At 63.6% G+C, this 22,891-nt stretch carries 25 protein-coding genes and 1 riboswitch; of the genes, 13 read left to right on the top strand and 12 right to left on the bottom strand.

The features are described 5' to 3' along the window. Nucleotides 1–9: 9 nt before the first annotated feature. A complete protein-coding gene (locus ACYG9Z_RS03260) occupies nt 10–1,089 on the bottom strand; it encodes a sensor histidine kinase (protein ID WP_023751634.1) in 1,080 nt (359 codons plus the stop codon). 398 nt (nt 1,090–1,487) lie between these two features. On the opposite strand from ACYG9Z_RS03260, the gene ACYG9Z_RS03255 reads away from it, so the two are divergent. Continuing rightward, a complete protein-coding gene (locus ACYG9Z_RS03255) occupies nt 1,488–2,420 on the top strand; it encodes a TauD/TfdA dioxygenase family protein (RefSeq protein WP_023698328.1) in 933 nt (310 codons plus the stop codon). A gap of 27 nt (nt 2,421–2,447) precedes the next feature. Here ACYG9Z_RS03255 and sucD read toward each other — a convergent pair whose 3' ends face one another. The 5 genes from sucD to ACYG9Z_RS03230 form a co-directional block, all read right to left on the bottom strand. Further along, nucleotides 2,448–3,347: a succinate--CoA ligase subunit alpha gene (gene sucD / locus ACYG9Z_RS03250; RefSeq protein WP_023690971.1), complete on the bottom strand. Its 900-nt coding sequence runs from the start codon at nt 3,345–3,347 to the stop codon at nt 2,448–2,450. A gap of 14 nt (nt 3,348–3,361) precedes the next feature. Continuing rightward, nucleotides 3,362–4,546, bottom strand: a complete 1,185-nt coding sequence (locus ACYG9Z_RS03245; RefSeq protein ID WP_023698327.1) for a malate--CoA ligase subunit beta — start codon at nt 4,544–4,546, stop codon at nt 3,362–3,364. 18 nt (nt 4,547–4,564) lie between these two features. Beyond that, nucleotides 4,565–5,539 (bottom strand): HpcH/HpaI aldolase/citrate lyase family protein, encoded by a 975-nt coding sequence (locus ACYG9Z_RS03240; RefSeq protein WP_023751633.1) that lies wholly within the window; start codon nt 5,537–5,539, stop codon nt 4,565–4,567. Nucleotides 5,540–5,551: 12 nt separating this feature from the next. Continuing rightward, on the bottom strand, nt 5,552–6,742 hold the full coding sequence (locus tag ACYG9Z_RS03235) for an aminotransferase class V-fold PLP-dependent enzyme (protein ID WP_023712721.1): 1,191 nt from the start codon (nt 6,740–6,742) through the stop codon (nt 5,552–5,554). A gap of 145 nt (nt 6,743–6,887) precedes the next feature. Next, nucleotides 6,888–7,553 carry a response regulator transcription factor gene (locus ACYG9Z_RS03230; RefSeq protein WP_023712722.1) on the bottom strand — a complete coding sequence of 222 codons (666 nt, stop codon included), beginning with the start codon at nt 7,551–7,553 and terminating at the stop codon, nt 6,888–6,890. Nucleotides 7,554–7,819: 266 nt separating this feature from the next. On the opposite strand from ACYG9Z_RS03230, the gene mgtE reads away from it, so the two are divergent. Beyond that, a complete protein-coding gene (mgtE, locus tag ACYG9Z_RS03225) occupies nt 7,820–9,238 on the top strand; it encodes a magnesium transporter (protein ID WP_023700365.1) in 1,419 nt (472 codons plus the stop codon). 158 nt (nt 9,239–9,396) lie between these two features. Further along, nucleotides 9,397–9,783, top strand: coding sequence for a MerR family transcriptional regulator (locus ACYG9Z_RS03220; protein ID WP_006203215.1), 387 nt, complete (start codon nt 9,397–9,399; stop codon nt 9,781–9,783). A gap of 311 nt (nt 9,784–10,094) precedes the next feature. Here ACYG9Z_RS03220 and ACYG9Z_RS03215 read toward each other — a convergent pair whose 3' ends face one another. After that, nucleotides 10,095–10,601: a methyltransferase family protein gene (locus tag ACYG9Z_RS03215; RefSeq protein WP_031244029.1), complete on the bottom strand. Its 507-nt coding sequence runs from the start codon at nt 10,599–10,601 to the stop codon at nt 10,095–10,097. Next, entirely contained in the window at nt 10,598–11,608 is a 1,011-nt protein-coding gene (locus tag ACYG9Z_RS03210) for a heparan-alpha-glucosaminide N-acetyltransferase (RefSeq protein WP_023751632.1), read from the bottom strand. Before ACYG9Z_RS03210 ends, ACYG9Z_RS03215 begins: the two co-directional genes overlap by 4 nt. A gap of 232 nt (nt 11,609–11,840) precedes the next feature. On the opposite strand from ACYG9Z_RS03210, the gene ACYG9Z_RS03205 reads away from it, so the two are divergent. Then, nucleotides 11,841–13,040 (top strand): MFS transporter, encoded by a 1,200-nt coding sequence (locus ACYG9Z_RS03205; RefSeq protein ID WP_023733795.1) that lies wholly within the window; start codon nt 11,841–11,843, stop codon nt 13,038–13,040. A 20-nt stretch (nt 13,041–13,060) separates the two neighbouring features. On the opposite strand, the gene ACYG9Z_RS03200 is transcribed toward ACYG9Z_RS03205, so the two are convergent. Beyond that, a complete protein-coding gene (locus ACYG9Z_RS03200) occupies nt 13,061–14,224 on the bottom strand; it encodes an aromatic ring-hydroxylating oxygenase subunit alpha (protein ID WP_245259871.1) in 1,164 nt (387 codons plus the stop codon). A gap of 136 nt (nt 14,225–14,360) precedes the next feature. On the opposite strand from ACYG9Z_RS03200, the gene ACYG9Z_RS03195 reads away from it, so the two are divergent. The 6 genes from ACYG9Z_RS03195 to ACYG9Z_RS03170 all read left to right on the top strand — a co-directional run bounded on the left by ACYG9Z_RS03195 (nt 14,361) and on the right by ACYG9Z_RS03170 (nt 17,815). Then, complete coding sequence (locus tag ACYG9Z_RS03195) at nt 14,361–15,053, top strand: gamma-glutamylcyclotransferase (protein ID WP_031203234.1); 693 nt, start codon at nt 14,361–14,363, stop codon at nt 15,051–15,053. 67 nt (nt 15,054–15,120) lie between these two features. Then, nucleotides 15,121–15,316: riboswitch (cobalamin riboswitch) on the top strand. Between the two features lie 36 nt (nt 15,317–15,352). Then, a complete protein-coding gene (locus ACYG9Z_RS03190; RefSeq protein WP_023670784.1) occupies nt 15,353–15,532 on the top strand; it encodes a CbtB domain-containing protein in 180 nt (59 codons plus the stop codon). 15 nt (nt 15,533–15,547) lie between these two features. Further along, nucleotides 15,548–16,357 carry a CbtA family protein gene (locus ACYG9Z_RS03185; protein ID WP_023733793.1) on the top strand — a complete coding sequence of 270 codons (810 nt, stop codon included), beginning with the start codon at nt 15,548–15,550 and terminating at the stop codon, nt 16,355–16,357. Beyond that, nucleotides 16,350–16,862 carry a bifunctional adenosylcobinamide kinase/adenosylcobinamide-phosphate guanylyltransferase gene (gene cobU / locus ACYG9Z_RS03180; protein ID WP_023690284.1) on the top strand — a complete coding sequence of 171 codons (513 nt, stop codon included), beginning with the start codon at nt 16,350–16,352 and terminating at the stop codon, nt 16,860–16,862. The genes ACYG9Z_RS03185 and cobU overlap by 8 nt, the downstream gene beginning before the upstream one ends. Continuing rightward, nucleotides 16,862–17,476 carry a cob(I)yrinic acid a,c-diamide adenosyltransferase gene (cobO, locus tag ACYG9Z_RS03175; protein WP_023733792.1) on the top strand — a complete coding sequence of 205 codons (615 nt, stop codon included), beginning with the start codon at nt 16,862–16,864 and terminating at the stop codon, nt 17,474–17,476. The genes cobU and cobO overlap by 1 nt, the downstream gene beginning before the upstream one ends. Before the next feature lie 24 nt (nt 17,477–17,500). Next, nucleotides 17,501–17,815 (top strand): hypothetical protein, encoded by a 315-nt coding sequence (locus tag ACYG9Z_RS03170; RefSeq protein WP_023670780.1) that lies wholly within the window; start codon nt 17,501–17,503, stop codon nt 17,813–17,815. 14 nt (nt 17,816–17,829) lie between these two features. Here the strand turns inward: ACYG9Z_RS03170 and cbiB are convergent, their stop codons facing one another. After that, nucleotides 17,830–18,819 (bottom strand): adenosylcobinamide-phosphate synthase CbiB, encoded by a 990-nt coding sequence (gene cbiB, locus ACYG9Z_RS03165; RefSeq protein ID WP_023733791.1) that lies wholly within the window; start codon nt 18,817–18,819, stop codon nt 17,830–17,832. On the opposite strand from cbiB, the gene cobD reads away from it, so the two are divergent. After that, the gene (gene cobD, locus ACYG9Z_RS03160; RefSeq protein WP_023733790.1) at nt 18,818–19,873 is read left to right on the top strand and encodes a threonine-phosphate decarboxylase CobD; all 1,056 of its coding nucleotides are present in this window, start codon (nt 18,818–18,820) and stop codon (nt 19,871–19,873) included. The genes cbiB and cobD overlap by 2 nt on opposite strands. Next, a complete protein-coding gene (locus ACYG9Z_RS03155) occupies nt 19,870–20,379 on the top strand; it encodes a tyrosine phosphatase family protein (RefSeq protein ID WP_023690280.1) in 510 nt (169 codons plus the stop codon). The genes cobD and ACYG9Z_RS03155 overlap by 4 nt, the downstream gene beginning before the upstream one ends. 9 nt (nt 20,380–20,388) lie before the next feature. On the opposite strand, the gene ACYG9Z_RS03150 is transcribed toward ACYG9Z_RS03155, so the two are convergent. Together ACYG9Z_RS03150 and ACYG9Z_RS03145 are read right to left on the bottom strand one after the other, a co-directional pair. After that, nucleotides 20,389–21,192, bottom strand: a complete 804-nt coding sequence (locus ACYG9Z_RS03150; protein ID WP_023670776.1) for a creatininase family protein — start codon at nt 21,190–21,192, stop codon at nt 20,389–20,391. Between the two features lie 53 nt (nt 21,193–21,245). Beyond that, the gene (locus tag ACYG9Z_RS03145; RefSeq protein WP_023670775.1) at nt 21,246–21,629 is read right to left on the bottom strand and encodes a RidA family protein; all 384 of its coding nucleotides are present in this window, start codon (nt 21,627–21,629) and stop codon (nt 21,246–21,248) included. Between the two features lie 255 nt (nt 21,630–21,884). Between ACYG9Z_RS03145 and ACYG9Z_RS03140 the strand changes: the two genes are divergently transcribed. After that, nucleotides 21,885–22,889, top strand: coding sequence for an ABC transporter substrate-binding protein (locus ACYG9Z_RS03140; RefSeq protein WP_023733789.1), 1,005 nt, complete (start codon nt 21,885–21,887; stop codon nt 22,887–22,889). Nucleotides 22,890–22,891: the final 2 nt, after the last annotated feature.

Genomic DNA, 22,891 nt, shown 5'->3' with positions numbered 1-22,891 from the left:
TGCATAGCCTCAGTCCGTCGCCGCCGATCGCTTGAAGACGATGGTGACCCTGGTTCCCTCGCCGGCACTCGACTTGACGTCGAATTGCGCTTTGGCATTTTCGGTCAGCGACCGCGCGATCAGGGAGCCGAGCTTGCCTGGCCTGGGCCAGGTCTCACCCGTCGGCAGACCGATTCCATCATCGGCGACAGTCACCCGGCAACCATCGCCGCTGACGACGCTGTGCAGCGTGATCGTGCCGCCGTCGCGCCCGACGAATGCATGTTTGAGAGCGTTGGTCAGCAACTCATTGACGACCAGGCCTGTCGGCATGGCAACGTTGATGGATACCGGATAGGTATCCACCTTAAGGTCGAGGCGGATACCTTCGACTGCGTGCGACGCCATGACGGCGGACGCGATCTGGCTAAGATACACACCAAGATCCACCTCATCCTTCTGCTGGTCAGCCGACAAGGTCTGGTAAAGGATTGCCAATGCGTCTACCCGGCCGGCAAGCCTTTCGAAACGCTTCTGGTCCGGTTCGGTGGCGTTGCGGGTTTCCATCCGGATCAAAGCGGTGATCATCTGCAGATTGTTTTTCACCCGGTGCTGCAGTTCGCGCAACAGGGTGTCCTTCTCCCGGATGAGCTCCTCCGCGGGTCGCGTGTCCTCGGTCTCACCGTGTGCCGTGACGTCGACAAGCGCCACCAGCCGGAAGCAGAGCTTGCCGTTGTCGTCCTCGATGACGTTGGAATAAACGTCGACGATTGCCGGCTTGTCCTCGCCGCGCTCAAGACGAAATGTGCCGACGAAATCGGTGTCTTCAACGACAGCCTCGGCGAGCGGCCTGTCCTTCTGCCGATGAAGCCCCCTGCCGGAAAGGGCCGCCCAGTTTTCCCGCGCAAGCTTCGGCGCCTTGAGGTCCGAGAGCTTCTCGAATTCGGGATTGGCGTAGACGACACGCTCCTTCGCGATCAATTCCGAGACGGCGATCGCGATCGGCATCTGGTCGAGAAATTTCTTGAACTGGTCGCTTTCCAGCGCGGTGGCGAGGTCAGGCGTATCGAGCAATTGCTCGACAGCGTCAGCCTTATCGGAGTCTGTCATCTCGGCGCCTGCGTGATGCGTGGAAGCCATCAATATCAGGCATGCAATTCACCCGCCATCTCCAATATCGAAGGGATACGACAGCGTCACTACTGGTGCGGGCCGCGTCGCGCAGGGCTCCACCGCCTGCCGCTCACGAACGAACTGGACAGAAGGCATTTTTCTCAGGGCCGCCGAACTTTGAAAAGAAATGTCTATGGAATTTGTAGAATTACGCTTTGAATGGATCTCGGTACTGCTCGCCAGCCTTGGCGGCCTTCGCCTCCTGAGTTGAGATCAGTGCTCTCGTTACCAGGCAAGTCGGCTCCCGATGAGGGAGTTGCTCCGCCGATCGCTGTGCGGCCGGCAGACGGCGGAGCATTGCCAGCAGCCCCGCGGCTTTAGAGGAAGAGGTTCCCATGACCAGACTTACCCCCGTAGAGCAGATCATCCCGGATGCCGATATTGTCCCGCTTACCGGACGCGTCGGCGCAGAGATCAGGAACATTCGGCTCTCCGGCGACCTGCCGCAGCAGACGGTCGCGGCGATCAACCAGATCCTGTTGCGGCACAAGGTGGTGTTCTTCCGCGACCAGGCGCATCTCGACGATGCCGGGCAGGAGCGCTTTGCCCAGCGTCTCGGCGACCTCGTCCCGCATCCGACCCAAGGTCCCGTCAAGGGAACGGCGTCCATTCTCGAACTCGATTCCAGCCGTGGCGGCGGTCGCGCCGACCAATGGCATACCGATGTCACCTTCGTCGACGCCTATCCGAAATTCTCCGTTCTTCGCGGCATCGTCATACCGCCGGCCGGCGGCGACACCATCTGGTCGAACACCGCGGCCGCCTATCAGGACCTGCCCGAGCCGTTGAAGCTGCTGGCCGACAATCTCTGGGCGGTGCACAGCAACGCCTACGATTACGCCGCGGTGCGGCCGCGTGCGAGTGCTGCGGAAAAGAAGCACTTCGAGGAAATCTTCACCTCGACGATCTACGAGACCGAGCATCCCGTCGTCCGCGTCCATCCCGAAACAGGCGAGCGCACGCTGCTGCTCGGCAATTTCGTGCAACGGCTGATCGGTCTTTCCAAAAGCGATTCGGCGAAGCTTTACGAGGTTTTCCAGTCCTATGTCACCGCGCCGGAGAACACCGTGCGCTGGCGCTGGAAGGCCGGCGATGTGGCGATCTGGGACAACCGCGCGACGCAGCACTACGCCGTCAACGACTATGGCGACCAGCACCGGGTGGTGCGTCGCGCCACGGTCGACGGCGACGTTCCGGTCAGCGTCGACGGCCGCCGCAGCGCCACCCGCACCAAGGTCGCGAAGCCGGCAGCCGACAAGGCGGCATGAGGCGCGGTCGAACGCGAAGGCCGCTGTTCAGGCGGCCTTCTTCATACGTGACAGCGTCTCTGCAACCACCTCACCAAACGACGACGGCGTCGGCACGATGATCACCCCGGCGTCCTTGAGGATCTCCACCTTTTCCTGCGCGGACTCGCCGAAGGCCGAGATGATGGCGCCGGCGTGGCCCATGCGGCGGCCTTTGGGGGCGGAGAGGCCGGCGATGTAGGCGATGAGCGGCTTCCTCATATTGTCGCGCGCCCAGATGGCCGCTTCGGCTTCCTGCGGTCCGCCGATCTCGCCGATCATCACCACGGCGTCGGTGTCGTCATCCTGTTCGAACAGTTTCAGCATGTCCTTGAAGGACGAGCCGTTGATCGGGTCGCCGCCAATGCCAACGCTGGTCGACACGCCGATGCCGAGCGACTTCATCTGCGACGCCGCCTCGTAGCCGAGCGTTCCGGAGCGGCCGACGATGCCGACGCGGCCAGGCAGATAGATGCTGCCGGGCATGATGCCGATCAGCGCCTGTCCGGGCGTGATGACGCCGGCGCAGTTCGGGCCGATCAGCCGCATGCGGTCCTCGTAGCGGTAGCGCAGCATGTAGCGCTTGACCTGCATCATGTCCTGCGACGGGATGCCGTCGGTGATGCAGACGCAGAGTTTAATGCCGGCGTCCGCCGCTTCCATGATCGAATCGGCGGCAAAGGGCGGCGGCACGAAGACGATGCTGGCCTCGGCGCGGGTCTCGCGCACCGCGCCCTTGACCGTGTTGAAGACAGGCAGGCCGAGATGCTTCTGGCCGCCTTTGCCGGGGGTGACGCCGCCGACCAGCTTGGTGCCATAGCGTTTCATGTCGTCGGCATGGAAGCTGCCGATCTTGCCGGTGAACCCCTGGACGATGACGCGGGTGCTGCGGTTGAGCAGGATTGCCATTTTCTCGACCTCCCTCAGGCTGCTTTTTTCTTGGTGGCCGCGCGCCAGGCAGCGACGGCTTTTTCGGCGGCTTCTGCAAGCGTGTCGGCAACGATTACCGCCTCGCCGGAATCGGCCAGGATGCGGCGTCCTTCCTCGGCCTTGGTGCCGGAGAGACGGACCACCAGCGGCACGTTCACGCCGACCTCGCGTATTGCCTTGATGATGCCTTCGGCGACCCAGTCGCAGCGGTTGATGCCGGCAAAGATGTTGACCAGGATGGTCTCGACATTCTTGTCGCCGAGCACGGCCCGGAAGGATTTCGCCACCCGCTCGGGCGAGGCGCCGCCACCGATGTCGAGGAAGTTGGCCGGCTCGCCGCCGGCGATCTTGATCATGTCCATGGTCGCCATGGCGAGGCCGGCGCCGTTGATGATGCAGCCGATGTTGCCGTCGAGCCCGACATAGGACAGGCCGCGATCGCTGGCGAAGGTTTCGCGCGGGTCTTCCTGGCTCTTGTCGCGCAGCTCGGAAATTTCCGGCCGCCGGAACAACGCGTTCTCGTCGAACGACATTTTGGCGTCGAGCGCGATCAGATTGCCGTCGCGCGTCACCACCAGCGGATTGATCTCCAGCATCGAGGCGTCGTAGTCGCGAAACACCTGGTAGCAGCTGAAGATGGTCTCGGTCGCCTTGCCGATCAGATTGTGGTCGAGGCCGAGGCCGAAGGCGATCTCGCGGGCCTGGAAACGCTGCATGCCGACACCGGGATCGACCGATGTGCGCAGGATGGAATTCGGCGCCTTCTCGACGATGTCCTCGATCTCCATGCCGCCGGCGGCCGAGGCCACGATCATGACGCGCTCTTCCTTGCGGTCGAGGACGAAGCCGACATAGAGCTCCTGCGCGATGTCGACGGCTTCCTCGAGATAGAGGCGCGAAATCAGCTTGCCGCGCGGGCCGGTCTGGTGGGTCACCAGCTTGCGGCCGAGCATGGCCTCGGCGGCGTTGGAGATCTCCTCGTCATTGGCGCAGAGCTTGATGCCACCGGCCTTGCCTCGGGCGCCGGAATGCACCTGCGCCTTCAGCACCCATTTGCTGCCGCCGATCTCGCGCGCCCTGTAGGTTGCCTGCTCGGGGCTGTAGGCCAGCCCGCCGCGCGGCACATGCACGCCGTGGCGTGCCAGCAGTTCCTTGGCCTGATATTCGTGGATGTCCATTTTGTCCTCCCTGAACGGTCAATGCGTGGCGACGCGCGGCTCACTAGAGAATTGACCGGCGCGTTCGATTGCCTCGTTGACCACCAGAACATTGCGCGCCATGCGTTCCGACGCTGCGTCGATCATCTTGCCGTCGAGTGCGGCCGCTCCCTTGCCCTGCGCCTCCGCCTCCTTCAGCACTTCGAGGACTCGCCTGGCACGGGTCACCTCTTTTTCCGGTGGAGAGAATACGCCGTTGGCGAGCGCGATCTGCGAGGGATGGATTGCCCATTTGCCTTCGATACCGAGGGCCGCCGCGCGCCTGGCCCCGGCGACGTAGCCCTCCGGATCGGAGAAGTCGCCGAACGGTCCGTCAATGGCGCGCAAGCCATAGGCGCGGCAGGCGACGGTCATCCGCGACAAAGCGAAATGCCACTGGTCGCCGGGATAGTCGGGGTTGAGGCCACCGATGTTGACGGTGCGCGCCTTGCAGCTTGCCGCATAGTCGGCGACGCCGAAATGCATGGCTTCCAGCCGGCCGGGTGTCGCGGCAATCGCCTCGACATTGGCCATGCCGAGCGCGGTCTCGATCAGCGCTTCGAGGCCGACGCGGGTCTTGAAACCTTTGGCCATTTCGATCTGGTTGACCATGGCCTCGACCATGTAGAGGTCGGCCGGCACGCCGACTTTCGGCACCAGGATCGTGTCCAGCCTGTCGCCTGCCTGTTCCATGACGTCGACCACGTCGCGATACATGTAATGGGTGTCGAGGCCGTTGATGCGCACCGAGACGGTCTTGCCCTTGGCGCGCCAGTCGATGTCGTTGAGCGCCTGGATGATGTTCTTGCGGGCGCGCTCCTTGTCGGGTGGGGCAACGGCGTCCTCGATGTCGAGGAAGATGAAGTCGGCGGCGCTGTTGGCGGCCTTGTCGATCATCTCCGGGCTGGAGCCCGGAACGGCCAGCTCGCTGCGCTGCAGCCGCAGTTTTTTCAGATGGTTGATGGTGTGGCTCATCGTCGGCTCCCCTCAAGCGGCTTCGGCGACCGGCACGGCGGCCGAGGCGCGGAAGTGCTGGATGGCGGCGCCGACGCCGGAGCCGGGCGCCAGCCGTACGCCGCAGTCGAGCAGCGCCATTTCGGCGGCCGAGAGCGAGGCCAGCACCATCACCTCGTTCAGCCAGCCGAGATGGCCGATGCGGAAGACCTTGCCGATCACCTTGTTGAGGCCGCCGCCGAGCGCGGTCTGGTATTTCTGGTAGGCGCGCTTGACCACATCGCCGCTGTCGACGCCGTCCGGCACCAGGATGGCGCTGACCGTATCGGAGTGCCATTTCGGCGCCTTGGCGCAGAGCTTCAGGCCCCAGGCGTCGACTGCCTTGCGCACGCCTTCGGCGAGACGATGGTGGCGGGCGAAGATGTTTTCCAGCCCTTCCTCGGCGATCAGGTCGAGCGAGGCGCGCAGACCGCGCAGCAGCTGTGTAGCCGGCGTATAAGGGAAGTAGCCGGCATCGTTGGCGCGGATCATGTCCTCGAAGGAGAAGAAGCAGCGGCGGTGCGTGGCGCTCCGCGAGGCCACCAGCGCCTTCTTGCTGACGGAGAGGAAACCGAGGCCGGCGGGCAGCATGAAACCCTTCTGCGAGCCGCTGACGGCGCAATCGACGCCCCATTCCTCCTGGCGGAAGTCGATCGAGCCGATCGACGAGACGCCGTCGACGAAGAGCAAAGCAGGGTGGTTGGCGTCGTCGAGCGCGGCGCGGCAGCCGGCGACGTCGCTGGTCACGCCGGTCGCCGTCTCGTTCTGCGTGCAGAAGATTGCCTTGATGCGATGCGCCTTGTCGTCGCTGAGCCGCTCGGCATAGAGCTCGAGCGGCACGCCGGTCCCCCAGTCGCAATCGATGACATCGACCTCGAAGCCGAGGCGCTCGGCCATGTCGACCCACAGATGCGAGAACTGTCCGAAGCGCGACATCAGCACGCGGTCACCGGGGCTGAGCACATTGGTCATCGCCGCTTCCCAGGCGCCGGTGCCGGAGGAGGGATAGATGAAGACGCGGCCGGTCTCGTTCTTGAACACCGTCTTGATGTCTTCGAACAGCGGTAGCGTGAGATCGGGGAAGGATGCTGCACGCATGTCTTCCATCGGCAGGTTCATCGCCTGCCGGACCTGTTCGGGGATGTTGGTCGGTCCGGGAATGAAAAGATGGGTGAAACCGGCCATGTCGCGAACTCCTCCTGATCCAGCAAAGCGGTGAGGGGAGTTTCGTCTCGACGGCTAAAGGCAACAACACCTCAAGGGGTAACATCTTGCCGCGCGCGGGTGGGGGTTGCCTACCCGGGTGACCTACCCGCGGCCAGTCGCTCGCCTACCCCAACGGCTGCTTCTGGGTACGCCTCTCCCGCGCGTAGAGCGCGACTGCCATCGCCCGGTTGCGGACGTCGAGCTTGTCGTAGAGATTCTTGAGGTGGTATTTCACCGTGTTCTCCGAAATCCCGGTGCGCGTCGCGATCTGCAGATTGGTCCAGCCGTCGGACAGCACCGCCAGCAGCTCGCGCTCGCGCACGGTGAGCAGCGACAAGGGTGTGTCGTTGACCTTGTTGATGTCGATGTAGGGGATGCAGATGCGGCCATGCGCGACGGCCAGGATGGTCTCGAAGATGATCGCCGGATCGTCGAACTGGAAGCAGTAGCCCTGGGCGCCGAGCCGCACGCACTGCTTCAGGATGCCGATGTCGTGGTCGTTGGAAAACACCGCGATGCGCACGCCCAGCTTGCGGCTGTGAACCTCGGCCAGCACATCGGCGCCGTCCATGTCGGAGAGCTTCCAGCCGATAACTGCGACGTCGAATTCGCCTTCCGCTGCCAATTCCAGAAAATGCCTGCCGCTTTGCACGCAGGCCCTGAGATCGAAGCGCCCGTCGCAGTCCAGCATGTCGCGCACCGCCGATATGACGAGCGGATTGCGTTCGGCGACGACCACGCGCACGCGCCGTTCCTCGATTGCCTTCTGCGTCTGTGACCTGATCTTCAAGGGCTTCCGGCTGTCTGGTTCCTGGCCTGGGCGGGTCCGGCAGATGGCAGGACCTGCACCATGACAATTCTGCCCCAACCGTGCTCGGGTGCTCTTTCCCCAGCGACATGTGCTGTCGCGCCGCCTGAATCCTGGGCGGCGTCATATCCTGATGAAATCACTCTCGCCCATATGCAGGGCGGGGCGCATTTCGTTTGATATTCCCGTGCGTTGCGCGCTAGACCTGACAGGCACCTTTTCCGAAATTCCCATGGCGGGAGCCGCTGGTGGAACGCCAGGACGACCAGAAGACCGGCGCCAAAGCCGCTGACGATGCCCACGCCGACATCTATGGCGAGGACGGCGCCGTCCTGTCATCATTCCTGGCCCAGATCGGGGCGGCGATCGCCGATCGCGATACGCTGACGCTGAAGCGCGAAGTCGACGACCTGCACCAGTCGGAACTTGGCGATCTGCTGGAGGCCCTGCACCCCGAACAGCGTCGCGCCCTTGTCGAACTGCTCGGCGCCGATTTCGACTTCTCGTCGCTGACCGAGGTCGACGAGGCGATCCGCCGCGATATCGTCGACAATATGCCCAATGAGCAAATTGCCCAGGGCATGCAGGACCTCGATTCCGACGACGCGGTCTACATTCTCGAAGACCTTGAAAAGGAAGACCAGGACGAGATCCTGTCGCAGTTGCCGTTCACCGAGCGGATCAGGCTGCGCCGCTCGCTCGACTACCCGGAAGAGACGGCCGGTCGCCGCATGCAGACCGAGTTTGTCGCCGTGCCGCCGTTCTGGACCATAGGCCAGACCATCGACTACATGCGCGAAGACAAGAACCTGCCCGAGCGCTTCAGCCAGATCTTCGTCATCGATCCAAGCTTCAAGTTGCTCGGCGCCATCGACCTCGACCAGATCCTGCGCACCAAGCGCACGACCAAGGTCGGAGACGTGATGCACGAGACGAGGCACGCCATTCCGGCCACCATGGACCAGGAAGAGGCGGCGCGGGACTTCGAGCAATACGATCTTCTGTCCGCCGCCGTGGTCGACGAGAACGAGCGGCTGGTCGGCGTGCTGACCATCGACGACGTCGTCGACGTCATCCAGCAGGAGGCCGAGGAAGATCTGCTGCGCATGGGCGGCGTCGGCGACGAAGAGTTGTCCGACAGCATTCTTTCGACCTCGCGCTCGCGTGTGCCCTGGCTGCTGGTCAACCTGTTGACGGCGTTCCTCGCGGCTTCGGTGATCGGGCTGTTCGACCGCACCATCGAGCACATCGTGGCGCTGGCCGTGCTGATGCCGATCGTGGCCGGCATGGGCGGCAATGCCGGTTCGCAGACCATGACCGTCACCGTGCGCGCGCTGGCGACCAGGGACCTCGACATCTACAATGCCGGCCGCATCATCCGCCGCGAAATGGGCGTGGGTTCCATCAACGGCATCATCTTCGCCGTGCTGATCGGCATCGTCGCGGCCGTCTGGTTCCGCGATCCCAATCTGGGCGGCATCATAGCGGCGGCGATGATCATCAATATGTTCGTGGCAGCCCTTGCCGGTATCCTGATCCCGCTATTGCTCGACCGGTTCAAGATCGACCCGGCGGTGGCGTCGGCGGTTTTCGTCACTACGGTCACCGACGTCGTTGGCTTCTTTGCCTTCCTCGGGCTGGCCACCTGGTGGTTCGCTATCCCTTGAGAAAGAGGCGTTGCGGGTTCAATTGACTTTTACGTAAATGTGGTGCGAGGCTTGCGCGGGGTTCCATGCCGAGTCCGGCTTGGAACGGGGTTGATCGGAATGCGTTGGAAATCCCGGGCGACCGGGCGTTTTCCGATGTTCCGACATTTGGAGCAAAGATGCGGGAATATTATTCGATCACCGAACTGACCCGCGAATTCGACGTGTCGACGCGGACGCTGCGCTTCTACGAGGACGAGGGGCTGGTGCAACCGGTCCGGCGGGGCCGCACAAGGCTGTTTCGCCCATCTGACCGGCATCTGATCCGCCAGATCATGCGCGGGAAACGGCTCGGCTTCTCGATCAACGAGATCCGCGAAATCATCCAGATGTACAAGGAACCACCCGGCGAGGTCGGTCAACTCAAGCTGATGATCAAGCGCATCGAGGAGAAGCGCGAGGATTTGCGCCAGAAGCGCCGCGATCTCGAGGAGACGCTGGCGGAGCTCGACCAGGCTGAGGAGTCATGTGTTGAGCGGCTGGTGGAGCTGGGGGTTAATACCTGAGCGGACCGTCGAGCGTTTGCGCGCGCCCGTCGCAAACGTTCGTGATTAGCCGGAGCCCTTCCGCACTTCGTCATTCTAGGGCGAAGCAGGAGCGAAGCTCCGTCGCGGAGACCCTAGAATCCATTCCGTGACATCGGTCGTGGAGTGCAGCGGTAGCGAATTCTGGACCATAGCAACGCTCTGGAGTCCCGGCATGGATCCTCGGGTCTGTGCTGCGTCGCTACGCTCCTTACTCCGCCCGTGGATGATGAAGAGATGGGCGTTCGGCTAGTCGCCAAGGCATGCGAACCCTGCCAGCGATCACACCCGCCTCAAATCCACCGGCGCACCCGCTTCGTATAGTCGCGGTACTTCTTGCCGAATTTGGCGAACAGCACCTTCTCCTCGCTCTCGATGGCGACCTTCTGCGTTGCAAATGCCGCGATCAAAGCCAGCGGCAGGAACCATACGATCCCCGAGACGAAGGCGACGCCGATCAAAAGCAGCGTGTTGGCCAGATACATCGGGTTGCGCGTCACGCCGAACGGGCCGGACGTCACCAGATGATCCGGCACGCCATTGGGGTTCATCGTCGTTTTGGCCCCGATCATGGTGCGGATAGCGGTGAACCAGAGGGCTGCGACGGCAAACAGCACCACAAAGCCGGCGGCAAACAAAAGGTCGCCCAAGAGGTCGCCGATCCAGGGCAGGGGATAGAACAGGCCGAGCGCGATGCTGATGGCAATGGCGGCGATGTAGATCAGCGGCGGCCATGGGATCAGCCGTGGTCTCGGTAGATCGGGTTTTGCCAGCCCGGGTTTTGTGAGCTTGTCGGTCATTGTTGCCCTCCCTGCGTCATCGGACTCTCCTCCGTCCTTGCGGTGCAGATGCCGGCGAGTTCACCGAGATGCGCTTTGAACTCCGGGGTCTGGTCACCATTGTAGAGCCGGTCGAATGCCGCTTCGCTTTGCAGCGTGTCCAGCATGCACACACAATAGCTGGTGCAGAACTCCGTGTCGCGCTGCTGTTCGCAGGATACCTGGCATTCCTTGAGGAAGACTACTTCCCGTGTCTCGACCGGCGCCGGCGCGATCTGCGAGAACAGCCAGACGCAGCCGAACAGCAGCGGCTGGTGGATCAGATAGAAAGCCAGGCTGTGGCGGCCGATGAAGGTGAGCGGCCTGGTCCAGCTTCCTGATCCCAGCGTGGCCAGCCGCGCCAGCAGGCCGGTGGTGGACGCAGACTTTGCCGCGGCGATGCCGAGAAGCACGGCGCCGAACCAGGGAAACAGCGGCACGTAATCGTTGGAGCGCGGGTTGATCGCCGACAGGCCGACCCACCACAGCGCCGGATGATCGAAGGCTTCGGATCGGAAATAGATCGGCCCGGCGATCACCACCGCCGCCACGACAAGCGCCAGCAAGGACGGCAGCCGCAAGAACAAAAGGCCGAGCAGGCTGGCCAGCGCGATCTGATGCAGGATGCCGAAGAAGATGAAGCTGTCCGGCGTGATGAAGTACGTGACCGCCGATATAGCGGCGGCCGCGACGGCGACCATGGCAAAACGTTTCCAGAAGCCGGTCCAGCGGATCTGCCTGCCATGCGCGAGAAACAGGCTGACGCCGACCAGGAACAGGAAGGTCGAGGCGATGCAGCGCGCATAGATCTTCCACCAGCCGACGGCGGTGAGGCCGGGATCGGTGTAGTGGAAATTTTCGAGATCCCAGGTGAAGTGGTAGCTCGCCATGGCGATCAGCGCGATGCCGCGTACGACATCGATGGCGACGATGCGCTTCGGTTGATCTCGCTTCAGTTGATCTCCAGGGGGTGCGGTATGGATGCTCATGGTCTCGCGATCTGATTCAGCCCCAAAGACGACTATCACGGTTGCACCGGACAAAAGAAGGCCGCCCTCTACGCTCCGGGTCGCGCCGTGCGGCTGCATCGCGCGGCGCTTTAGGCCAGAGCCGGAAAGCCTTTGGCCGAATTCGCTTTTTGCCGGGAAGGGGTCGGTTTCCTGTTACCGGCGGAGGAAGCGCCAGCGCAGATTTGGGCTGCGAGTCTGATTTGGGGATCAAATGTCCACCCATGTGCGCCATCCGATCTGGCTGCCAGCCCTGCGTCCGGCGGATGCGCGCACCTTTGCCTCGCTCTATGCGGTCGAATCCTTCGCCCGTGCCACGGTGTCGAGCGTCATCCCGATCCAGGCTTATGAGATTCTGCACAACGAGCAGATCGTCTCGATCCTCTACACCATCGTGGCGCTGCTCGGCCTGTCGGTGACCTTGTTCATGCCGATGCTGATCCGCAGGTTTGACCGGCGCTGGGTCTATACCGCCGGCGCCTGCCTGCTGGCGATGGGCTCGCTGTTCTTCGTCACCCACACGCTTGCCGGGCAACTGGCAGGCATGCTGTGCCGCGTGATGGGGGCGAGCGCCCTGTCGATCACGCTCAACCTCTACATCATGGACCACATCCGCAAGACCGATTTCATGCAGGCCGAATCGCTGCGCATGGCGTGGTCGATGCTGGCCTGGACCGGCGGGCCGACACTCGGCATCTTCCTCTACACACGGTACGGCATCTATGCCGCGCATGGCGCGGTCGCGGTGTTTGCGTTGGCCTTGCTGGCGCTGTTCTGGACCTACAGGCTGGGCGACAACCGGTCGATCCGGCCGGGCAAGACACGGCCGGCCAATCCGCTGGCCAATATCGGCCGCTTCGTAGCACAACCCAGGCTCAGGCTGGCCTGGCTGATCGCCTTCGGCCGCTCCTGCTTCTGGACGACGTTCTTCGTCTACGGGCCGCTGTTCATGGTGATTACCGGCGAGGGCAAGCTTGCCGGCGGCCTGCTGGTTTCGGCCGGCAATGCGCTGTTGTTTATGGCGATCTTCTGGGGCAAAGCGGGAAAACGCTTCGGCGGCCGGCGCACCATGACCTTCGCCTATTTCGCGATGTCGGCGACGCTGCTTGCGGCGGGCGCGGTCGGCACTACCGCGCCGCTGCTTACGGGCTTTTTCCTGCTCTGCGGCGCCTTCTTCACCATCGCGCTCGATGCACTGGGCTCGACCGCCTTCATGCGCTCGGTGCGGTCCTATGAGCGGGCGCAGATGGCCGCGGTCTACCGCACCTATCTCGACTTTTCCGAGCTGACGCCGCCGCTGGTCTATTCGGTGGTGCTGGCGTTTTTCGGCCTCGGCTCGGTGTTCGTGACGCTGGGCATTCTGGCCGCGGTTTGCGGCTTTATCTCCTGGCGCTATCTGCCGAAGTCGCTTTAGTCGCCGATCAGGCGGTTGCCTCAAGCGCTGCATGCCGCTCGCGCACCCAGTTGTGGAAGCGGTGCAGATCGTACTCCTCCGGCATTAGCACGCCGGCCTGGTGGCGCATCGAGCGCAGGCCTTTTCTGATTGATCTCGCAGATCGCGGCATCCTCCTCCAGCACCTGGGTGCCGAAGGCGACGACATTGTCGATGTCCGTCTCAGCCAGCGCCTCGGGCGCGAACAGCCACTCGGCGGTGAGTTCGGTCTGTTCGGGACCGAGCGGCATCAGTCGCACCGTCCTGACATAATCGACATGGCCAACGATGAACATCGAGGGCAGGCTGGTGGCATAGGTCTGTCCGGCCGCACGCTCGGCCGGCGTCAGGCCCGGGAAGACCGGGCCATGGGCATGTCCGTCGCGCGACCAGGTCTCGGCGCCGGCGCGCAGGCCACCCGAAAACTCCGGTGCGTCATTGTCGGCATGGCGGACCCAGTCGGGGTCGTCGTGCCGGCTCATCAGGCCGCGGCCGTATATCGGCACCAGCCGAGACAGGTCCTTGTGGACGCCTGGGCAATGCAGGCACTCGTTGAAGTTCTCCCAGAAGATCTTCCAGTTGCAGTTCATCACCTTGCGCAGGACATGGCCTGATACCAGAGTTTCCAGCGGCCAGTTGGCGAGGTCGCCGGATGCGGGATCGAAGGAGGTCCCGGCGGAGCCGGCCGCAGCCTGCTGAAGGTTCACAAAGACAAAGCCGCGCCATACCGACAGCGCCACCCGGTAGAGCGGATGATCTGCCTTGTCGAAACCATCTGGCAGCGATTTCGAGGGAACGCGCACGAGATCGCCGCGCAGCGAGTAGGACCAGGCATGGTAGGGGCAAGTGATGAGCCGCGCTTTCAGCCGGCCCTCGCTTTCCTGGCAAAGCTGCGAGCCGCGATGCCGGCAGGTGTTGTGGAAGGCGCGCAACTCGCCGGTGTCGTCGCGGAGCACGACGATTTCCTGTGTGCCAACGCGGAATGTCCTGAATGCCAAAGGCTGGGCAAGATCGGCCTCGCGGCAGACGAGCAGCCAGCTTTTGTACCAGATGGCGTCGAGATCGCGCTGGTAAGCCTCGCTATCCCAATAGGCCGATGACGGTAGCGTCGGTTCGGCCCGGCTCAGGCCGTTATAGGGGTCGCGCTCGCTCGGGTTGGGATGCATGGCTGGCTTCCTATGAAGCGTCAGCCGACACCCCGGCAGATAGTTTGTCAATCAGAGTGCCGCATTGCCGGTTGCAGGCGCGGCGCATAATCATGTCGTGGACATGGGACATTCGGAAATTGGGGGGATTCGGAAATTGGCCGCACGACAGATGTCGCTTACGCCGGAGCTGGTCGCGCGCTGCTGGCGCGAGATCAGGGACCCCGGGCCGGATCCGGACGCGATGCATCTCGATGACGCCGACTATGACGCGCTGCTGGATGAATTGCAGGTCGAACTCCCGGATAGCGAACCGCTATGGCTGTTCGGCTATGGATCGCTGATCTGGAAACCGGAAATAGATTATGTCGAGGACCGCGTTGCGCTGGCGCGCGGCTGGCATCGGTCCTTTTGCATGAACATGACGCGCTGGCGCGGCACCAAGGACAGCCCCGGCCTGATGATGGCGCTGGACCGTGGCGGACAATGCAAGGGCGTCGCCTTCCGGCTGACCGAAAGTAACCGGCGCGGGCAGTTGGGCCGGCTTTTCCGGCGCGAAGTCACGCTGAAGCCGACAAGCTACCGGCCGCGCATGCTGAAGCTTGCAAGCGAGGCCGGACCGCTCAGGGCATTGGCCTTCGTCATCAACCGCAACGGCCTGACCTATTCAGGGCCGCTCGACGAGGGCAAGGTCGTCGAAAGGCTGGCAACGTCCTGCGGGCACTGGGGGTCGGGCGCCGACTATCTCTACAACACGGTGAAAAACCTTGAAGAGCGCGGCATTCACGATCGCCATCTGTGGCGGCTGCAGCGGCTGGTTGCCGAGCGGATCACCGCGTTGAACCCGTAACGCCGCATGGCGCATTCGCGCTGTTGGCCGGCGGAATTTGGTTTGCCGGATGCGGCCGTTTCAGCCTATAGTCATGCATGTCGTCGGTTCCGTTAGGGACCAAGAGGGAATGCGGTGAGGGCTGACTTGTTGCCCAATGCCGTGGCTGCCCCCGCAACTGTGTGCGGTAGTCCTCTCCAAGCCACTGAGGATTTTTTCCTCGGGAAGGTGGGGAAGGGCGCTGATCCGCGAGCCAGGAGACCTGCCGGCGACAGGGAACTGACTTCGATGCCCTCGGGTGGAGGGCGAAAGGACAAGATATGAATACCGCTTCCGTCTCCCTCGGCGCTTCCGTCTCCTCGCAGTCGCGCTTCATGCAGCTCGTGCTTAGCGCGTTTCTGGGCATTTTCGTCGTCGGCGTTGTCGGTTTCTCGCATATCGATGCGGTCCACAATGCGGCGCACGACTATCGCCATTCGATGGCGTTTCCCTGCCACTGACGAGGATCTGACATCATGAACCTGTTTCGCAACGTCGTGTTCATCGCGGCGATCGCAGGGCTCGTGGCGGGTGTCGCTCTCGCCTGCATGCAGGCCCACGCCACCGTGCCGCTGATCCTCAAGGCCGAGGTCTACCAAAAGGCTGGTGGCGGCCATGAGCATGAGCATGCCGCGGCGCCCGCCGCCAACGCTGCGGACACCAATGCCATGAGCACCGCCGCGCCGGCGGAAAATGCCGTGAGCAGCGCAGCACCCGCACCGGCTGAAGCTGCCGCGCCAGCGGAGGACGAAGGCTGGGCGCCGGCCGACGGCTTCGAGCGATTCGCCTTCAGCGTGCTGGCCAATATCGTCACCGGTATCGGTTTCGCGCTGGTCCTGGTGGCGGTCTCCGAATTCGCCGGCGGCATCGGCAACTGGCGCCAGGGGGTGTTCTGGGGTCTGGCCGGCTTTGCCGTATTCACGCTGGCTCCGGGCCTCGGCCTGCCGCCGGAACTGCCGGCAATGCCGGCGGCCGATCTCATGCAGCGCCAAATCTGGTGGGTGGCGACGGTTGTGGCGACTGCCATTGGCCTTGCCTTGATCGCCTTCCGCACCTCGGCGCCGCTGACCGTCCTTGCCGTCGTTCTGATCGTCGCCCCGCATATTGTCGGCGCGCCGCAGCCCGACAGTTTCGAGACGCCGATCCCCGAAGGCCTGCATCACCAGTTCGTGGTGGCGGTGACGGTGACCAATCTGGTGTTCTGGTTGGTGCTCGGCGCCGTCATTGGCGTGGTGCGCGAACGCTTCACCGGCTCGGCGACCAGCCTGCGCGACAGCTTTGCCTGATCGCAGTTTGACCTTTATCATCGGCGGTGCGCGCTCCGGCAAGAGCGCGCATGCCGAAACCCTGGCGACGGCGTTGCCGCCGCCATGGGCCTATATCGCCACCGCCGAAGCCTATGACGATGAGATGCGCGAGCGCATCGCGCTGCATCGCTCGCGGCGCGGCGAAGGCTGGGCGACCATCGACGCGCCGCTCGATCTTGTCGGAGCGCTCGAAGCCTTGCCCGACAACCAGCCGGTGCTCGTCGATTGCCTGACGCTGTGGCTGACCAATCATATGCTTTCCGACCATGATCTCGAGGCGGAATGCCGGCGGCTAGCCGACATGCTGTCGCGGCCGCGCGGGCCCTGGCTCGTTGTCTCGAACGAAGTCGGGCAAGGCATCGTGCCCGACAATGCGCTCGCACGCCGGTTTCGTGATGCCGCCGGCCGTCTCAACCAGCAGGTCGCGGCGGTTGCCGATACGGTGCTACTGATGGTGGCGGGGCTGCCGCTCAAGGTGAAATGATGACCGATATCGACGCAAAAGACGAAGAACGCCACCGCGCCAAGATGGCCAAACGCAAGGCGGTGCAGGACGCCGAGGTCGCGGAAAAGACGGTCGAGAAGGGGCTGCTGATCGTCAACACCGGACCCGGCAAGGGCAAGACCACGGCCGCCTTCGGGCTGGCGCTGCGCATGCTCGGCTATGGCAAGCGCGTCGGCGTCGTCCAGTTCATCAAGGGCAAATGGCACACCGGCGAAAAGGACGCCTTCGCGGCGTTCGGCGACCGTGTCGTCTGGCACACGATGGGCGAGGGTTTCACCTGGGAGACGCAGGATCTGAAGCGCGACATTGCGGCGGCCGAAGCCGCCTGGGCCAAGGCGCTGGAGCTGATCGCCGACCCCTCTGTCAGCCTTGTCGTGCTGGACGAACTGAACATCGCGCTGCGTTACGACTATCTCGATCTCGACAGAGTGGTGGCGGCGCTGAAGGCGCGGCGCGAAGGCCTGCATGTCGTCGTCACCGGCCGCAATGCCAAGCCGGCGCTGGTCGAGGCGGCCGACCTCGTCACCGAGATGGGCGTGACCAAACACCATTTTTCCGCAGGCGTTAAGGCGCAGCAGGGAATCGAGTTTTGAGGGTCTAACTTCGGGAGATGACCGTTGGAACAAGCGGTAATTGTCTATCTTCTTCTGAGCGGCGGTCAGTTCGGGGCGCCGGAAGAGCGGCAATCGGTCCAAGTTCTGGAGGATCGGTTGGAACAAGCTGTTTCGAATGCGCATGTCGGCGAATTTGATGGCGACGAGTTTGGCGAGGGCAAATGCACCCTCTATCTGTACGGGCCAGACGCCGAGAAGCTTTTCCTTGTGATTGAGCCTGTGCTGAAATCCTCGGCAGTGGCCGCCGGCGGTTACGCGATCAAAAGATTTGGCGCGGCGGTGGATTCAAACGCCAAGGAAGTCCGTGTCTCTTGGTGAGTCAGGCGGCGCATCTACTGCGAGATCAAAACATCCAGGTAGATGACGACCGCGGAGAGCAATCCAAACAGCGCGATCAGCAGATAGTCTGCTATCTGGTAAAGTTTCAGCGCCCGCCGGATGTCGGTGCTGTCGGCCTCGCGGCGGCCGCCTTCGCCCATATAGGCGTCCTCGACGACAACGCCGCCATAGCTGCGCGGGCCGGCGAGCGCCAGGCCGAGTGCGCCGGCCATTGCTGCTTCCGGCCAACCGGCATTGGGTGAGCGGTGCTTTTTGGCGTCGCGCCGCACTGCTTGCCAGGCGTTGCGGGGATCGGCGCCGTCAACGAGAAAGGCGGCGGCAACGATCAGCAACGCGGTCAGCCGGGACGCCGGCAGGTTGATCCAGTCGTCGAAGAGTGCCGCCGCGCGGCCGAAGGCCTCGTGGTGCGGGGTGCGGTGGCCGATCATCGAATCGGCGGTGTTGGCGGCCTTGTAGGCGACGCCGCCGGCCAGACCGCAGACACCTGTCCAGAAGGCGGGCGCAACGATGCCGTCGGAGAAATTCTCGGCCAGGCTTTCGATGGCGGCGCGGCTGACGCCGGCATGGTCGAGCTTCTCGGGATCGCGGCCGACGATGCGCGCAACCGCGATGCGGCCGAGCGCCAGCCCGCCGGTATCCAGCGAATCGGCCACCGCCTCGACATGTTCGGTAAGGCTCTTTTGCGACAGCAGCGACGAGGCCAGGATTGCCGTGATGATCATGCCGGCAGGAAAGAGCTGCCAGAGCAGGATTTGCACGATGAAGGCGATTGCCGCCGGCACCAGCACGATCACCAGCAGCGCCTGCACGCCGCGGCGGCGACGCAGCGCGTCGGAATCAGTGTCGCGGTTGAGCCTGTGGTCGAGAAAGGCTATCAGCCTGCCGAACCAGGTGACGGGATGGCCGACGGCACGGAACAGCCAGTCCGGGTAACCCAGGATGCGTTCGATGGCCAGCGACAGGAAAGCGATCAGGATCGACATGAAGCTTTCTGATGGAGCGATTACTGTGGTGGATCACGGTGGATCCCTTGGCCGGGCGAGGGCGCTCTTCCCTCACGCGCCACAACCTTTCGTCGATCTCTCGACAGGTATCAATCCGCACTCCTACCCGCTTTTCGAGCTGCCCGCCACCGCCCTGTCACGATTGCCGGAGGCCGCGCGCCTGCGTGAGCTGGCCAGGGTCGCGGCCGGCGCCTATGGCGCGCCTTCGGCCGAGAATGTGGCGGTCGCCCCGGGCACGCAGATCCTGCTGCCGCGCGTCGCCTCGCTGGTCAGCCCCGGCAAGGCGCTGGTGCTCGGGCCGACCTATGCCGAGCATGCCAGGGCCGCCGCGATTGCCGGCCATGCGGTGGCGGAAGTCGACGATTTCGAGGCGCTTGCCGGAGCCGAAATTGCGATCGTCGTCAATCCCAACAATCCCGACGGGCGAGTCGTGTCGCGGGAAAGGCTGCTTCGGCTTGCCGAGACATTGCGCGCCATAGGCGGTCTGCTGGTCGTCGACGAAGCCTTCATGGATGTCGGCCCGCACGCGGAAAGCCTGGCCGGCGATGTCGGGTGGGGCGGCATCGTCGTGCTGCGCTCGTTTGGCAAGTTCTTCGGTCTCGCCGGCCTGCGGCTCGGCTTCGCACTTTCCGATGCGGTGACGGTCGAAAGGCTTGAAACGCAATTCGGCCCTTGGGCGGTCGCCGGCCCAGCGCTCGAATACGGCATCCGCGCGCTTGCCGACAGCGGCTGGCAGGCCGACATGCGGCGGCGGCTGGCGCAGGATGCGGCGCGGCTCGATGCGCTGCTTTCGCGCTTTGGCGTTGCTGTCGCCGGCGGCACGACGCTGTTTCGCTATCTCCGGCTTGCCGATGCACCGGGGCTGTTTTCGACGCTCGGTGAGCGCGGCATATTGCTCAGGCATTTTTCCGAGCGTCCCCAGGTGCTCCGCGCGGGGCTGCCTGGAAGTCAGGAGGAATGGCAGCGGCTCGAATCGGCGCTTGCCGACTGGCACGCACGGCGCGACGATGGGTCGAAGGAGATCGCGCCATGATCCATATCTGTTCGCTGGCAAAGCTTGAGGAGACGGTGGCCAAAAGCGGCGCCGAGCGCGTGCTGTCGCTGCTCGCTGCCGGCACCGAGGTGACGCGGCCGGCCTCAATCGCGAGGGAAAACCACCTGCATCTGGTCATGCACGACATCGCGGTGGCGCAGGACGGCATGACCATGCCCGGCGAAGGCCATGTGCGCAATCTGCTCGATTTCGCCCGGAAATGGGACCGCGCCAAACCCATGGTCGTCCATTGCTATGCCGGCATCAGCCGCTCGACCGCCTCGGCCTATATCATTGCGGCGGCGCTCGCCCCGAAGCGCGACGAAGTCGAACTTGCGCAGACATTGCGGAAGCTTTCGCCCTCGGCGACACCCAATCCACGGTTGATCGCCGTCGCGGATGCTCTGCTCTCACGACAAGGCCGCATGATCGAAGCGATCGAGGCGATCGGACGCGGCGCCGATGCTTTTGAGGGTACGCCTTTCGTGTTGAAGATCGACGGCTAAGGCGGCCCGCTATGCCAGCCAGTCGGCAAGCTTCGCCTTGCGCACATCCTTCAACAGGGTGATGAAGCCGTCGGCCTGATGCTCCGCCGTCAGTCGGCCTTTCTCGGCCGTGGCAATGCTGGCATCGCCGACCACGCCGTTGGGGTTGAGATCCCCAGCGATCCAGGCGAAAGCGTGCGTTCCGGTGTGGCGCAGCAGCGCAAATTCGGTTTCGGCGCGGGCGACCTTGGAGGCGAAATTGTCGGCCTTGGCCATGTCGACTAACTCCGGGCGAAAATGCAGCATCAACGAGGTCTCGACGTCGCCGCCATGGATGCCATGGCGGTCTTCCAGCTCGGTGTACATGCCGGCGGGGCGGCCGAAGCGCTGCCAGCTGGTCTTCACCGCCAGCATCCTCTCACGCACGCGCAGCTCGCGCGTGACGATGCCCATGATCTCTTCATTGCCGCCATGCGAGTTGACGACGATCAGTTTCCTTACGCCTGCGCGGGCAACGGACAGGCCAAGCTCGGTCCAGGCATCGACCAGGGTGGCCGCCGGCAGGGTGAGCGTGCCCGGCGCCTGCAGATGCTCGTTCGACTTGCCGACCGTTTGGACCGGCAGGATGCGGATGTCGAGATCGCCGGGCAGGCGGGCGATGACCGTCTCCAGCATGCCGTTCATGATCGAGGTATCGGTTGATACAGGCAGATGGGGGCCGTGCTGCTCGATCGCCGCCACCGGCAGCACGGCAATCGTCGCCTCCGGATCGATCGCGGCGTATTCGGTGGTCCGGTAGTCGCCCCACCAAACGCGTCTGTTTGCAACGGTCATGTCATGCCTCTTGACTGTGAGGGAGACCTAGCGCGCCAAACGTCGTCTGTCGATCACCCAGCCGCAATCGCCTCGACCTCGACCTTGAACTCCGGCCGCGCAAAGCCTGACACGATCATCAGCGTCGAGGCGGGCGCGGGGCTGGCAAACAAGCGGTCGCGGACGTCCATATAGGGCCGCAGAAAGGCGCGGTCGGTGACGTAGGCGTTTATGCGCACGATGTCGCCTAGCCCCAGCCCGGCTTCAGCCAGAATCGCCGCTATGTTTTGAAAGCAGAGCTCGGCCTGCGCGCCGGCATCCTCGGGGATCTGGTCGTCCGCCGTGATGGCGACCTGACCGGAGCACAGAACCAGCCGCTTGCCTGGCGGCACCTCGACGCCGTGGCTGTAGCGGGCGAAAGGCGGCTTGATCGACTTCGGCGCGAGGTATCTGAACATGGCAATCTCCTGTCTGCGAGAGCAGCCTAAGACGTGACCGATAGTACGTTCAAGATGTGGTGCATGGCACAAGGGCGATTGTGGACAGGCGTCCAAAAAATAGGCACGATGCCTCCCGCACAGCATGACCCGTCCGGTGTTGGCAGTGACTGCCGCGCAAGCAGGCGGCCCGGGCGGTGGCATGTGTCTTGCTTCTTGGATCAATGGTGTCGAGCCCGGCGCGTGACGCTCCGGAGCCAACAAAGGGTGGTGTCGATGTACGGAAAACAGAAGATTTCAGCGCTTGCGGTCGCGCTGCTTGGAGCCGGCACGTTCGGCGCGGCAGCAAACGAGAAGGTCACCTTCGGCACCAACTGGCTGGCCGAGCCCGAGCATGGCGGCTACTACCAGGCCGTCGCCGACGGCACCTACGCTGCATGTGGCCTCGACGTGACGATTTCGCAGGGAGGTCCGCAGGTCAGCGGGCGGCCGCTGCTGCTGGCCGGCAAGCTCGATTTCTACATGGGCGGCAATCTGCTGTCGGCTTTCGACGCCGTCCAGCAGGGCATCCCGATGCGCGTCGTCGCCGCCGATTTCCAGAAGGACCCTCAAGTCATCATGTCCCACCCGGGGCAGGGGCTGGACAAGTGGGAGGATTTGAAGAACGCCGACCAGTACATTCTCGGCGACGAGGGCGTCCAGACCTTCTTCCAGTGGATGGTCATCGAACTCGGTTTCGATGCCGCCAAGCGCGTGCCCTACACCTACAACACCGCTCCATTCCTGGCCAACAAGAAGTCGATCCAGCAGGGTTACGTCACCTCGGAACCTTTTGCGGTCAAGAAGGAAGGCGGCTTCGTGCCCAACCAGTTCCTGCTCGCCGACTATGGCTGGGACACCTATTCGACGACGATCGAGGTGATGCAGGACACGATCGACAAGCGGCCGGAGGTGGTCCAGTGCTTCGTCGATGGCTCGGCCAAGGGCTGGTACAACTACCTCTACGGCGACAACAAGGCCGCCAACGAGATGATCAAGAAAGACAATCCCGACATGAGCGACGAGCAGATTGCCTTCTCGATCGAGCAGATGAAGAAGTTCGGCCTGGCCGATTCCGGCGACACCGAAAAGCTCGGCATCGGCGCCATGAACGAAGACCGGATCAAGAGCTTTTATGACAAGATGGTCAAGGCCAAGGTCACGCCCGAGGGCATCGATATCGAGAAGGCCTATACGCTGGCCTTCATCAACAAAGGTGTCGGAATCGAGCTGAAGAAGTAATC

This window comes from Mesorhizobium sp. RSR380A (assembly GCF_054719385.1).
This window is presented reverse-complemented; position numbering and strand designations above follow the sequence as displayed.

Coding starts and splice junctions, on each gene's coding strand:
- ACYG9Z_RS03205 (WP_023733795.1), top strand. CDS start 11,841: ATGTCCACCCATGTGCGCCATCCGATCTGGCTGCCAGCCCTGCGTCCG.
- cobD (WP_023733790.1), top strand. CDS start 18,818: ATGAAGCTTTCTGATGGAGCGATTACTGTGGTGGATCACGGTGGATCC.
- ACYG9Z_RS03200 (WP_245259871.1), bottom strand. CDS start 14,224: ATGCATCCCAACCCGAGCGAGCGCGACCCCTATAACGGCCTGAGCCGG.
- ACYG9Z_RS03155 (WP_023690280.1), top strand. CDS start 19,870: ATGATCCATATCTGTTCGCTGGCAAAGCTTGAGGAGACGGTGGCCAAA.
- ACYG9Z_RS03245 (WP_023698327.1), bottom strand. CDS start 4,546: ATGGACATCCACGAATATCAGGCCAAGGAACTGCTGGCACGCCACGGC.
- ACYG9Z_RS03255 (WP_023698328.1), top strand. CDS start 1,488: ATGACCAGACTTACCCCCGTAGAGCAGATCATCCCGGATGCCGATATT.
- ACYG9Z_RS03235 (WP_023712721.1), bottom strand. CDS start 6,742: ATGGCCGGTTTCACCCATCTTTTCATTCCCGGACCGACCAACATCCCC.
- sucD (WP_023690971.1), bottom strand. CDS start 3,347: ATGGCAATCCTGCTCAACCGCAGCACCCGCGTCATCGTCCAGGGGTTC.
- ACYG9Z_RS03215 (WP_031244029.1), bottom strand. CDS start 10,601: ATGACCGACAAGCTCACAAAACCCGGGCTGGCAAAACCCGATCTACCG.
- ACYG9Z_RS03240 (WP_023751633.1), bottom strand. CDS start 5,539: ATGAGCCACACCATCAACCATCTGAAAAAACTGCGGCTGCAGCGCAGC.
- ACYG9Z_RS03220 (WP_006203215.1), top strand. CDS start 9,397: ATGCGGGAATATTATTCGATCACCGAACTGACCCGCGAATTCGACGTG.
- cobO (WP_023733792.1), top strand. CDS start 16,862: ATGACCGATATCGACGCAAAAGACGAAGAACGCCACCGCGCCAAGATG.
- ACYG9Z_RS03145 (WP_023670775.1), bottom strand. CDS start 21,629: ATGTTCAGATACCTCGCGCCGAAGTCGATCAAGCCGCCTTTCGCCCGC.
- ACYG9Z_RS03260 (WP_023751634.1), bottom strand. CDS start 1,089: ATGACAGACTCCGATAAGGCTGACGCTGTCGAGCAATTGCTCGATACG.
- cbiB (WP_023733791.1), bottom strand. CDS start 18,819: ATGTCGATCCTGATCGCTTTCCTGTCGCTGGCCATCGAACGCATCCTG.
- ACYG9Z_RS03150 (WP_023670776.1), bottom strand. CDS start 21,192: ATGACCGTTGCAAACAGACGCGTTTGGTGGGGCGACTACCGGACCACC.
- ACYG9Z_RS03185 (WP_023733793.1), top strand. CDS start 15,548: ATGAACCTGTTTCGCAACGTCGTGTTCATCGCGGCGATCGCAGGGCTC.
- ACYG9Z_RS03190 (WP_023670784.1), top strand. CDS start 15,353: ATGAATACCGCTTCCGTCTCCCTCGGCGCTTCCGTCTCCTCGCAGTCG.
- ACYG9Z_RS03140 (WP_023733789.1), top strand. CDS start 21,885: ATGTACGGAAAACAGAAGATTTCAGCGCTTGCGGTCGCGCTGCTTGGA.
- ACYG9Z_RS03210 (WP_023751632.1), bottom strand. CDS start 11,608: ATGAGCATCCATACCGCACCCCCTGGAGATCAACTGAAGCGAGATCAA.